The sequence below is a fragment of the Thermanaerovibrio acidaminovorans DSM 6589 genome, from assembly GCF_000024905.1.
GTDB classification, from domain to species: Bacteria; Synergistota; Synergistia; order Synergistales; family Synergistaceae; genus Thermanaerovibrio; species Thermanaerovibrio acidaminovorans.
This window is the reverse complement of sequence record NC_013522.1, coordinates 1,525,821-1,537,748: the sequence shown is the minus strand read 5'-3', so window position 1 is coordinate 1,537,748 and position 11,928 is coordinate 1,525,821. Positions and strand designations below refer to the sequence as shown.

Here is an 11,928-nt window from a genome sequence, read left to right as displayed (position 1 = left end):
GCGGAGGTCCGCAGAGGCCATCAGCTTGAAAAGCAGTTTCGGGTGAGCCCCATCACCCTCTCTTTGTCTTAAAGTTAATTTAAACCCAGGATCCCCTGTAGGTCAAGGTGGCCATGGGATGAGCCCTGCATCTAGGCGCTCACCGGACCGGTGAGCCTCACCAGGTGCTCCATGGATGCTCGGATGCCCACCGGCTGTCCCCTATGGGGCAGGCCACCGGGCCTGTAGGGGGCCTCGGAGCTCACGACGAGCCCTTGGTAGATTCTGACCTTGACCCTGACGGTGCCGCCGGATAGGACCACGTCCTCCACCGTTCCGGTAATTGCCCCCGGGTCATGAGGGGAGCATATGTCCACCAGATGGGGGCGGATCATCCAGTCCGACTGGCCGTCCAGGTTCCACACCCGGCCGGCCAGTTCAGCGGGTATCAGGTTGGCCCTGCCCATGAAGGTGGCCACGAACCTGTCCGCCGGGTTCATGAACACCTCCTCCGGGGTGCCCACCTGGAGCATCCTGCCCCGGTTCATTATCCCAATCCTATCCGCCATCTCCATGGCCTCCTCCTGGTCGTGGGTCACCAGTATGGTGGTCACCGACAGCTCCCGCTGGATCCCACGTATGTGTTCCCGGAGCCGCTCCCTGACCTTGGCGTCCAGGGCGGAAAGGGGTTCGTCCAGGAGCAACACCTGGGGCCTTATGGCCAGGGCCCGGGCCAGGGCCACCCGCTGTCTTTGCCCCCCGGATATCTCCCAGATCATCCGCCCCTCCAGCCCCTTCAGCTCCACCATATCCAGGACCTGGATGCCCATCCGCCTGGCCTCGGTGGCCCCGATGCCCCGGGCCCTCAGGCCGAAGGTAACGTTGCCTAGCACGTCCAGGTTGGGGAAGAGGGCGTAGCTTTGGAACACCATTCCCACGTTCCTGTCCCCGGGCGGCAGGTGGGTCACGTCCCTACCCCCCATGAATATCCTTCCCCCCGATGGGGCCTCCAGGCCGGCCAGACACCTGAGAAGGGTCGACTTCCCGCATCCGGAAGGGCCCAGCACCGCCAGCAGCTCCCCCTGGTCCACCTCCAGCGATAGGCCCTCCAGCACGGGCACGTCCCCGTAGGACTTCTCCAGCCCCTGGATCTCAATATGCCGCATGTCTCCACCTCCTGATCAGCTGCCTCACCTTGCCCCCGCATCCCGCCGACTCGATCTCCCGGTCTCGGATCCCTGACCTGGAGCCCTTGAGACTCCACCAGGCCATGGCGGATAGGGTGCCGCACACCAGGAAGTGAACGGTCACCATGGCGCTGGCCAGGTGTCCCCCCGCCCCCCGCTTGCTGAACAGGTATATCTGAAGGGTCTCGAACCTGGTCCCCACAAGCAGGTTCCCAAGGACGAACTCCCCCATGAGGACCGAGAAGCCCATCAGCGCCCCAGATGCCAGCCCCCCCTTGATGTTGGGGAGCACTACCTGGACCAGGGCCTTGAGGGGACCCATGCCGAACGACAGGGCGGCCTCCATGATCTCCCTCAGGTTCATGCCCTCCAGGGCGGAGGATATGCCCCGGGCCACGAAGGGGACGCACATGACCGAGTATACCGGGGTTAGCAGCCAGATGGTTCCACCGATGGGGGTGGGTGAGTAGAGGATCAGGAGCCCCACGGAGGTCACCACCGGGGGCACCACCAGGGGCACGATGGAGGCCCTCTCGATGCCCCGGTAGAGGCGGGGGTAGAAGCACCGGCTCAGCACCATGGGGGGGAGCAGGACTGCGGAGGCGAGCCCCACCGATAGGGCGGATACCCCTACGGAGCGCAGGACCGCCCACCGGAACCTGGGGTCCCCTATCAGCTCCCGGTACCACCTCAAGCTCAGCCCGTCGGGGAGCACCGTGGCCCCCCAGCTGGAGCTAAGGGAGTGAAGGACCGTGCTCAGCACCGGGAGCAACAGAAAGGCCAGGGTGCCCAAGAGGACCGGGGCGCTCCATCGGGGATTTGAAATGTCCAGTAGGTTACCTCCCGGGCTGGACCCCTGGGACCTGACTCTGGCCCTCATCCCCAGGAAGGTGACCGACAGGGTGATGGCCAGCAGGGCAGTGCTCATGGCACAGGCCAGGTCGAAGTCCAGGAACACGTCCCCCGCCACCAGGGAGCTTATCCTTATGGGGACCAGGTTCGAGTTGGTGTTGAGCGCGTAGGCGGTGGCGTAGGCTCCCATGGCGTTGGCGAAGAGAAGGCACCCGGTGCCGCTCACCGTTGGGAGAAGCAGGGGGAAGCCGACCTTGAGCCAGAACCTTCCGTCTGAGGCCCCCAGGGTCCTGGAGGCCTCCAGCAGGTCCCTGCCCAGCACGTCCAGTGCGGGGTATATGGACAGGATCCCCAGGGGCACCTGGAAGTACACGTAGAGGATCATCAGCCCCGTACTGGAGTAGATGTCCAGCTCAAGCCCCAGGTGCCTCCGGAGCAGTATGGTTATGGCCCCCTGGGTTCCCATGATCACGATGAAGGCGAAGGCCAGCGGAACCCCGGAGAAGTTGTTCACCGTGTTGCAGAACACGGTGAAGGCCTCTCTCTTGGGGCTGCGCCGAATCGCCATGGCGGACGGGAGGGCTAAGGCGGTGCCGATTGCGGCGGACCAGGCGGAGACCCAGATGGAGTTCCTGAAGCTCTGCAACAGGAACGGGGACCGGAACATCTCCAGGTAGTTGCCAAGCCCTGTCCCCTGGGGTCCAGTGAAGCTCCGGATCACCGTCCAGGCGATGGGAAGCCCCATGAAAGCCAGGTACATGACGATCAGGGGGGCCAGAGAGGCCCCCACAAGCCAGGGTTCCCATCGATGCGACCTTCGGATGCGGATGCCCATCAACTGCCCCTAACCCCCTCTGCTAGCACGTCCAGCACGAACGCCTTCAGATCCAGCTGCCGCCGGAGTTCCTCCGCCCCCTGGGGGATCCGTCCACCCCGGGGGGGCAGTATCCACAGGGGGACCAGCGTCTCCTGGTCCGACTCGCCACCGTGAAGGCCGTGGCGGTTCACCCCGTGATCGGCGGTGACCATGACCCAGAACCCCTCTCCGAGCCACCGAAGGGCGGCCTCGGCCACCGTCTGATCCGCCCCCATCACCGCCTGTGCGAACTCCCTGGACTCGCCGCCGTATCGGTGGGCGGCGAAGTCCACCCCCATGGTGTGAACCAGGGCCAGACACCTTCCGTCCGCGGTCCCGATCAGGTGCTTTCCGTCCTCCACCACGTGGCTGTCCGGGTAGGCGTCGTCCCAGTAATAGATCCCCCTCTGGATGTCCCCCTCGGGGTCGATTACAAACCTCTTGAGCTCCCCCCCGGTGCCGCCAAAGAGCTCCCCGACCCAGATGTGGGCGGCACAGCATGTCCCGTAGCCCAGGGCCCTGGCGGCGGCGAAGAGGTTGCCCGGGTCCCTCGGGGGAGGGGGGGAGCTGTTGGACGCCATGGCGCTAGCCAGCGGCTCCCTCCCGGTGAAGATGGAGTGATAGAGGGGCTTGGACAGGGTTGGAAGGGATGACCTTAGGTCACCCCTGTACCCCCCAAGGGCCCCAACCATCCCCCCCAAGGAGCCCATGTGGACCGTGGCCCAGGAGGGGAGCCCGTCGATAAGGACCAGTACCAGCCCCCTATCGGTTGACATGTATCAGCACGTTCTCCTGCCAAACCCGCTGGAGCTCCTGGGTGGTCCTCTCCCAGGCGGCGAAGTCCTTTATGGGCCTGGCCTTGGCGTACTGGGACTGGGGCAGCAGCTTGCGCTTCACGTCCTCCGGAAGCTTCACCGAGGTCCTTACAGGCCTGGCGTAGCCCCTGGCCAGGTTGATCTGCCCCCGGTCGCTCAGGATGTACTCCCGGGCCAGCTTGGCCGCGTTGGGGTTCTTGGCCCAGCGGTTTATTATGGTGGCGTAGCCGGAGATGAGGCTCCCGTCCGAGGGGATAAGGATCTCGAACCGGTCCCTACCCACCTTGTCCGCGTAGTTCAGGGCGTTGAAGTCCCATAGAATACCAACCGCCACCTCACCCTTCTGGATCATGGATATGGAGGGGTCGTTGGTAGACAGCCGTCCCGCCTTGGCCAACTGGGCGAAGAAGTCCACCGCAGGCTTCAGGTTCCCTTCGTGCCCCCCCAGGGCGTAGGCGCAGGCCAGAACCGCACTGTTGGCCTGGGCGGCCACCCCCACGTCTCCTATGGTCACCTTGTAATCCCCCTTGAGCAGGTCCCTCCAGGAGCGGGGAGGGGTCTTGACCAGGTCCTTGTTCACCAGGAAGGCGATGGTCCCCGTGTAGCCAACGATCCAGTGACCATCCCGGTCCTTCGCCCAGGACGGGATCTCGTCCCAGTAGGAGGTCTTGTAGGGCTGGGTGACCCCCTTCTTGACCGCCAGGGGGCCGAAGGCTATCCCCACGTCCCCCATGTCCGCCGTGGCGTTCTTGCCCTCCGCGGCGAACTTGGCTATCTCCTGAGCGGAGCTCATGTCCGTGTCCTGATGCTCTATCCCGTAGATGGCCTTGAGATCCCGCCAGGTGTCCTTCCAGTTGGCCCAGTCGTCGGGCATCCCCACGGTGAAAAGCTTCCCCTCCCGCTTGGCGGCGGCCACCAGCTCCTTGGGCATCTCCTTGGCCATCCCGCATCCCGCCCCAGCGGTGGCAAAGAGGGCCACCGCGGCGGCTACCCCGGCTATCCTGCGAAGCAAAGCACCCTTGACCAAATCAAATCCCTCCTAAATTGGGTTTCCGGTGGCATAATAGGCGGAAACCCTTTCAGATCATGGATGGATTCGGTTACATTTTAGTTAAGGCTGGAGTGGTTCGCCTTTGGGGGGTGCTATCTTGAGGCTATGGTCCATTCATCCCAAGTACCTGGATGCGAAGGGCCTAGTGGCCCTGTGGCGGGAGGCCCTCCTGGCCCGGAAGGTCCTCTCGGGGGGAACCGTGGGCTACCGGAACCATCCGCAGCTCATCCGGTTCAAGCGCATGTCCCACCCGGTTGGGGCCGTTAGCGCCTACCTCGCTTTCGTACTGGAGGAGGCCCGGTCCCGGGGCTACCGGTTCGACCCGTCCAAGCTGGGGGAGTCCTTTGACAGCTCCCCCATCCCCGTAACGGAGGGGCAGCTCATGTACGAGTGGGAGCACCTGATGGGGAAGCTGAAGGTCCGGGATCCCGCCCGGTGGAACTCTCTCCGGTCGGTGTCCCGGGTGGAGCCCCACCCCATGATGGAGGTGGTGCCGGGCCCGGTGGAGGACTGGGAGGTGACCTAGCCCCCGCCCCTATGGCCCCGGCGGGTAGGTATGGTAAATTAGTTCCGCTTGTGGGGAGCCATCGGTGCTCCCGGTCCCGCGTTCGATCCTGGACCGCTTGGAGGTATCGGAATTGAAGATAGTGGTGGTGGGAGGCGGAGAGGTGGGCTACATGGTGGCCCAGACGCTCTCGTCCGAGGGGCACGACGTGACGGTGGTGGAGGAGGATGAGGAACGGGCCGACAAGGTGGACTCGGAGCTGGATGTCATAACCGTCCGGGGGAACGGGGCCCGTCCCCAGGTGCTGGAGGAGGCGGGGGTCTGCCCGGGCTGCCAGGTGGATCTCCTGGTGGCGTGCACTAACCACGACGAGGTTAACATCCTGGCCTGCTGGATCGCCAAGAGGGCGGGGGTCAAGCGGGTCATCTCCCGGGCGAGGGGGCTGGAGTTCACCGACAGCCCCACCTGGGCCAAGGACCTGGGCATAGACGTGATGTACTCCCCGGAGAGGTCGGTGGCCCGGGAGATCCTGGAGCTCCTGTCGGTGAGATCCACGGTGCACACCGGGGAGCTCATGGACGGAAGGTGGGGCGTGTACGCCTTCCGGGTGGCCAGAGATTCCAAGCTGGTCGGGGTGGCCCTCAGGGACCTCAAGACCCTGTACCCCAACTACGTGGCCATCATCGTATACATCGAGCGGGAGGGGAGGGGCTACGTCCCCCACGGGGACATTACCATCGAGTCGGGGGACCTGTGCTACATAGTCACCTCCCGGGAGGATGCCTGGCGGCTTGAGGAGGTCTACCAGGGGCACCGGAGCCGCCCCCTGCGGAAGGTGATAATCGTAGGTGGGGGGAAGATCGGCTTCCAGGTGGCCAGGCAGCTGGAGGAGAGGTATCCCAGCCTGGACGTGAGGCTCATCGACCACGACGAGGAGAAGTGCGAGCGGATCGCCGGGGAGCTTAAGCGGACATTGGTCCTGAAGGGGGACGGGGCGGACGACGGCCTTCTCAGACAGGAGGGTATCGAGGAGGCGGATGGGCTCGTGTGTGCCACCGAGAGCGACGAGGCGAACCTGCTCTTCGCGGTGATAGGCAAGGCCCTGGGGGCCCGGAAGACCGTGGCGGTGGCGAGGCGAAAGCTATACGCCAAGCTGGACAGCTACATGTCGGTGGACTCCATCGTGAACCCCAACAGCGCCCTGGCCTCCCTGATCCTGCGGCACGCCCGCTACCCCGGCGGCTCCGGGGTGCTGTCCATCATCGACAAGATCGACGCGGAGATGTTCGAGGCGGTCCTGCCGGAGGACAGCCCGGCGGTGGGGCGCCCCATAATTGACCTGGGGCTTCCGAAGGGGATCATCGTGGCCCTGGCCGAGAGGCGGGGACACGTTTTCGTGCCGGTGGGAAGCTCGATTCTAATGCCAGGGGACCGGGTCATAGTCTTCGCCACCGCGGACATGATGGACGATGCGATCCGTTACCTGGGGGTGAACTAGCGGTGCGGCCTCGTTTGGTGGCCCGGGTCCTCTCCCTGATGGGGGGCATCGTATCCCTTTCGATGCTGTGGCCCCTCCTGTGGGCCCTCTACGACGGTTCCAGGGACCGGTGGCCCTTCGTGGCCTCCATCGGGATAGGCCTTGGGGTGTCGGGGGTGCTGTACCTGTGGGGCAGGGGGTGCCAGTACCGGGAGCTGGGGATAAAGGACGGGTTCGCGGTGGTGTCCCTGTCCTGGATCCTGGCCTCCGGGATAGGGGCGCTCCCGTTCCTGCTGTCCGGCACGGTGCCCACCTTCGCGGACGCCTTCTTCGAGGCCATATCGGGGTTCACCACCACCGGAGCCTCGGTCATCTCCGACATAGAGGCCAACCCCCGGGGCATCCTCTTCTGGCGGAACCTGACCCACTGGCTGGGGGGGATGGGGATAATCGTCCTCAGTCTGGCGATACTACCTTTCCTGGGCGTGGGGGGCATGCAGCTCTACAAGGCGGAGGTGCCGGGCCCCATAAAGGAGAAGATGACACCCCGGATCCAGCAGACCGCCCTTTACCTATGGGGGGTCTACGTGCTGCTCTCCGGGCTTCAGCTCCTGTTCCTGATGGCGGGGGGCATGGGGCTCTTCGAGGCCCTGACACATACCTTCGGCACCATGGCCACCGGGGGCTTCTCCCCCCTAAACAAGAGCATAGGCCAGTACGACTCCGCCTACTTCGACTGGGTCATAACGGTCTTCATGTTCCTTGCGGGGGTGAACTTCGCCCTCCACTACCGGATCCTTACCGGTAGGTGGTCCGTGATGCTCCGGGACGAGGAGTTCAAGCTCTACGGGGGCATAACCCTGGTGTCCGCCCTGGTGGTGTCCGGAGTGTTGTTGCTGAGGGGGGTCTACGGCTCTCCCCTGGATGCCCTCAGGTTCGGCACCTTCCAGGTGGTGAGCATAATGACCACCACTGGCTACGTGACCGCCGATTTCGACCTGTGGCCCTCGTCGATCAGGTTCCTGCTGCTTCTGCTCATGTTCGTGGGGGGGTGCGCGGGATCCACCGGCGGTGGGATGAAGAACCTTAGGATCCTGGTGCTTGCCAGGCACGTGAGGGCGGGACTCTACTCGATACTTCACCCCAACGCGGTGGTCCACGTTAGGGTGGGGGGCAAGGTGGTCGGGAAGGACGTGATAGCCTCCGTAACCTCCTTCTTCGTGCTGTACATGGGGCTGTTCATGCTGGGCACCCTGGCGATGGCCGCCATGGACCTGGACATTATCACCGCCATGTCCAGCGTGGCCGCCACCCTGGGGAACATAGGTCCCGGTCTCGGGGGCGTGGGACCCATGAGGAACTACGCGGAGATCCCCCAGCTTGGGAAGTGGGTCCTGTCGCTTCTCATGCTCATGGGCAGGCTGGAGCTCTACACGGTGATGCTGCTCTTCTTCCCCGAGACCTGGAGGAGATAGGTTTAGTTGCTTTTATCCTGTTTCGAGAATTTTGCCTTGGATAACCCGGCAAATATGGTTTTGTATATCTATATGACGGCACATAGCGGCAGAAGGGCGTTGATATGTTAGTCTAAAAGCCCGGTTACGGATTGTGAAGTGATATACTTTATTCGCGGTTCGAACCGGGTGTTCGAAATCATAGGAGGTGGTGTTGAGCATGAGGCGATTGGTTGTTTCGTTGTTTGCCCTGGCCCTGGTGGTTGGGGCCGTTTCGGCTGTCTTCGCGGCCCCGGCTCCCAAGGCGGGGTGGCCCTCGCAGCTGAAGTTCATGGCGGGACCTCCCGGGGGTAACTGGTTCGCCCTGGGTAACGCCTTTGCGGACATGTGGAGCCGGGAGGTGCTTCAGACCACCAGTAGCTCCGGAGGCGGGGTGGCCAACATAATAAATGCGGACACCAAGAAGGGGGACCTGGGCTTCTCGGTGACCTCCCTGCTGGGTGCGGCCATCAAGGGGGAGCAGGACTTCCTGGGCCGTCCTGTCAAGAACGCGGTTGTCATGGCCAACCTGTACACCCAGTACACCTACTTCATCATGCGGAAGGACTTCGCTCAGAAGCACGGCATAACCAAGCTGGGTGACGTATTCCGCAAGAAGGTGCCGGTGAGGATGGCCACGTTGAAGCCCGGCACCGCATCGGAGTTCGTGGTCAAGTCCCTGTTCATGAAGGGCTATGGGGTAACCTATAAGGACATAAAGAAGATGGGTGGCTCCGTGGAGTTCGCCTCCTACGACGGGGGAGCGGACCTTCTGGCGGACAACCACATAGACATGTTCGCCTTCTCGGTGGGCAAGGTGGCCTCCATAGTGATGAACATCGAGAGCAACACCAACGTGGTGATCCTCCCGGTGGACGACGATGCCCTGAAGGCCCTGTCCGACGCCTACGGCACCGAGACCTTCACCATAAACCCCGGCATATACAAGAGCGTCACCAAGCCGGTGAAGACCGTGGGGGACTATACCTGTGTGGTCATAAGGAAGGACTTGCCGGAGAACCTGGTTTACGAGCTGTGCAAGGCCCTCTGGAAGAACAAGGACAACCTGGCCAAGGCGGTCCAGGACATGAAGGAGCTTAACCCCAAGGAGGCGATCCCCAAGGGGGTTCCGGCCCATCCGGGGGCGGTGCGCTTCTGGAAGGAGGCCAAGTAGGCCCCGTATCACCGAGTTTCGGACCGGCGGCGGAGCTCATGCCCCGCCGCCTTCGAGTATCTACGCCTTTGTGGGGGTGATGTTTGCAACATGAGACGTCTTGACGGCTTGATCGGCAAGTTCATGTACCTGTACGTCCTAGGGTTGGGGCTGTTTCACGTTTACACCTCCGTCTTCGGTGCCTTCGAGGCCTACCTGCAGAGGAACCTGCACCTGGCCATGGTTATGCCCTTGGCCTTCGTCTTCTATCCCATGGGCAGGAGGTCCCCCATGGATCGGGTGCCCCTCTACGACTGGATACTGGCGGGGCTATCAACCCTGCCGGGGCTCTACGTGGCGTTCAACTACGAGGAGATAACCTCAAGGATAATCCAGGTGGACCCGGTGACCCAGGTCCAGCTGGTCCTTGGGATCCTTCTCTTTGTGCTTCTCATGGAGGCCACCCGGCGGGTGGTGGGGCTGCCCCTCATGGTGATATCCTGCGTCTTCGCCGCCTACATGCTGCTGGGGGACAAGATGCCAGGCATCATGAGGGGGCTGTCGTTCCCGCTGAGCGAGGTGGTGGAGCAACTGTACCTCACCGACGAGGGGATCTTCTCCATGCCCCTTGGGGTTTCCGCCACGGTGGTGGCCGCCTTTCTGATATTCGGCGGCTTCCTGGAGAAGTGCGGCACCGGCCCCTACTTCATGGAGGTGGCCCAGGCTTTCACCGGAACTGCCCCCGGTGGCCCCGCCAACATAGCGGTCATGAGCTCCTGCCTCTTCGGCTCCATATCCGGATCTGCGGTGGCCAACGTCTACGGCACCGGCACCTTCACCATCCCGATGATGAAGCGTATAGGGTACGAGCCCCACTTCGCCGGGGCGGTGGAGGCGGTGGCCTCCACCGGGGGACAGATAATGCCGCCGGTCATGGGGGCCGGGGCCTTCCTGATGGCCTCGTTCCTGGGGGTGCCATTCGCGGAGGTGATGGTGGCCGCCATAGTGCCCGCCCTCATATACTACGGGGCGGTGTTCCTAATGGTCCGCCTGGAGGCCCAGAAGAGGGGAATGAAGGGACTTCCTCCGGAGGAGCTGCCCGATAGGAAACGGGTGCTAAGGGGCATCTACCTCTTCATACCCATAGCGGTGCTGGTCTACCTACTTATGTCCGGACGGTCTCCCATGTACTCCGCCATGATGGGAGCCCTGCTCTCCTGGCTGGTGTCCCTCCCCAAGCGGGAAACCCGTATGGGGCTGAGAAGGACCCTGGATGCGATTCACGACGGGATAAAGAACATAACCCTGGTCTGCGTGGCCTGCGCCTCCGCCGGGGTGGCCTTAAGCTCCGTGTCGCTCACCGGCATAGGCCAGAAGCTGGTCAGCTTTGTCCTCTCCTTCGCCAGCGGGGTACCCCTTTTGGCCCTGGTGCTGGTCATGCTGGTGTCGCTGGTGCTCGGTATGGGGCTCCCCACCACCGGAGCCTACATCCTGGCATCCGCCCTGGGGGTCCCGATCCTATCCAACCTGGGCTACCCCCTCATGGCGGCCCACATGTTCGTCTTCTACTACGCCATCATATCCAACATAACCCCCCCGGTGGCCTTGGCGGCCTACGCGGCCAGCTCCATCGCCGGATCGGATCCGAACAGGACCGGCTTCACCGCCTCCATTCTGGGGGCACTGGCCTTCGTCACCCCCTTCGCCTTCTGTTATGACCAGGGGATCCTTCTTCAGGGCACCTGGGCCCAGAACGTCTGGGGGATCCTCTCCTGCGTGGCCGCCGTGTTCGCCATCGGCTTCGGGATTATGGGCTACTGCCAAAGGACCCTGATCCCCCTGGAGAGAGGGCTCTTCCTGGTCCTGGGTCTAGCCTGCCTGGTACCAAACCATATGGTGACCATCGGGGGGATCCTTGGAACCGGGGCCCTCTACGCGGCGATCTCCCGGGGGATCCGAGGTTCTGGGAGCGCTTGATAGCCCGGTCCCATATATGATATGTACTATCGTAGAAATTGTGGTAAAATCTGATTGCGATCGAAGGGATCGCCTCGATTTTTGACATGCAACTCAAGCGGGGGTGCTCCAATGGAGGCTCTTTACGTTGCCCTGGGGGGAGGCGCCGGGGCGTTGGCCCGGTACCTCATGTCCACCGGGGTCCAGCAGCGGGTGAATGGAGTAGGTTTCCCGGTGGGCACCGTGGTGGTCAACATAGTGGGTTGCTTTCTGGCGGGCTTCGTGTGGACCCTGCTCTCCTATCGGGAGGTGGATCACCACATACGCCTGGCCCTCATGGTTGGCTTCCTTGGGGGGTTCACCACCTTCTCCAGCTTCGCCCTTGAGACGGTGAACATGCTTCGCCAGTCCAACCCCTTCTACGCGGTCCTGAACGTGCTGATCCAGAACGGGGCGGGGATCCTGTCCCTCTGGATGGGGGCCCTGGTGGGTGGCTTCACCGGCTAGAGGCAGGGGCACGGCGGCTTGGAGCCCATGAGATCCTAAACCGCAAGGGGGGTCCGATTCTTCGGACCCCCCTTGCATGTCCCCTTGCGCCGGCGGA

10 protein-coding genes and 1 riboswitch are annotated in these 11,928 nt (G+C 63.3%); of the genes, 6 read left to right on the top strand and 4 right to left on the bottom strand.

Going from position 1 to position 11,928, the window contains the following annotated elements; all coding sequences use genetic code 11:
* Positions 1 to 4: 4 nt before the first annotated feature.
* A riboswitch (Fluoride riboswitch) is annotated at positions 5 to 66 on the bottom strand.
* Between the two features lie 65 nt (positions 67 to 131).
* The 4 genes from TACI_RS07590 to TACI_RS07575 are packed head-to-tail and all read right to left on the bottom strand — an operon-like array spanning position 132 to position 4,716.
* A complete protein-coding gene (locus TACI_RS07590; protein WP_012870215.1) occupies positions 132 to 1,145 on the bottom strand; it encodes an ABC transporter ATP-binding protein in 1,014 nt (337 codons plus the stop codon).
* The gene (locus tag TACI_RS07585) at positions 1,132 to 2,808 is read right to left on the bottom strand and encodes an ABC transporter permease subunit (RefSeq protein WP_164925214.1); all 1,677 of its coding nucleotides are present in this window, start codon (positions 2,806 to 2,808) and stop codon (positions 1,132 to 1,134) included. The genes TACI_RS07590 and TACI_RS07585 overlap by 14 nt, the downstream gene beginning before the upstream one ends.
* Before the next feature lie 44 nt (positions 2,809 to 2,852).
* Positions 2,853 to 3,650, bottom strand: coding sequence for an alkaline phosphatase family protein (locus TACI_RS07580; protein ID WP_012870213.1), 798 nt, complete (start codon positions 3,648 to 3,650; stop codon positions 2,853 to 2,855).
* Positions 3,637 to 4,716, bottom strand: a complete 1,080-nt coding sequence (locus tag TACI_RS07575) for an ABC transporter substrate-binding protein (RefSeq protein ID WP_012870212.1) — start codon at positions 4,714 to 4,716, stop codon at positions 3,637 to 3,639. The genes TACI_RS07580 and TACI_RS07575 overlap by 14 nt, the downstream gene beginning before the upstream one ends.
* Before the next feature lie 121 nt (positions 4,717 to 4,837).
* On the opposite strand from TACI_RS07575, the gene TACI_RS07570 reads away from it, so the two are divergent.
* The 6 genes from TACI_RS07570 (at position 4,838) to crcB (ending at position 11,831) form a co-directional block, all read left to right on the top strand.
* The gene (locus tag TACI_RS07570) at positions 4,838 to 5,266 is read left to right on the top strand and encodes a pyrimidine dimer DNA glycosylase/endonuclease V (RefSeq protein WP_012870211.1); all 429 of its coding nucleotides are present in this window, start codon (positions 4,838 to 4,840) and stop codon (positions 5,264 to 5,266) included.
* 64 nt (positions 5,267 to 5,330) lie between these two features.
* Positions 5,331 to 6,743: a Trk system potassium transporter TrkA gene (gene trkA, locus TACI_RS07565; RefSeq protein ID WP_341271035.1), complete on the top strand. Its 1,413-nt coding sequence runs from the start codon at positions 5,331 to 5,333 to the stop codon at positions 6,741 to 6,743.
* 2 nt (positions 6,744 to 6,745) lie between these two features.
* On the top strand, positions 6,746 to 8,197 hold the full coding sequence (locus tag TACI_RS07560) for a TrkH family potassium uptake protein (protein WP_012870209.1): 1,452 nt from the start codon (positions 6,746 to 6,748) through the stop codon (positions 8,195 to 8,197).
* A gap of 199 nt (positions 8,198 to 8,396) precedes the next feature.
* Complete coding sequence (locus TACI_RS07555) at positions 8,397 to 9,389, top strand: TAXI family TRAP transporter solute-binding subunit (RefSeq protein WP_164925213.1); 993 nt, start codon at positions 8,397 to 8,399, stop codon at positions 9,387 to 9,389.
* Between the two features lie 90 nt (positions 9,390 to 9,479).
* The gene (locus TACI_RS07550; RefSeq protein ID WP_012870207.1) at positions 9,480 to 11,345 is read left to right on the top strand and encodes a TRAP transporter permease; all 1,866 of its coding nucleotides are present in this window, start codon (positions 9,480 to 9,482) and stop codon (positions 11,343 to 11,345) included.
* Positions 11,346 to 11,456: 111 nt separating this feature from the next.
* Complete coding sequence (gene crcB, locus TACI_RS07545) at positions 11,457 to 11,831, top strand: fluoride efflux transporter CrcB (RefSeq protein ID WP_012870206.1); 375 nt, start codon at positions 11,457 to 11,459, stop codon at positions 11,829 to 11,831.
* Positions 11,832 to 11,928: the final 97 nt, after the last annotated feature.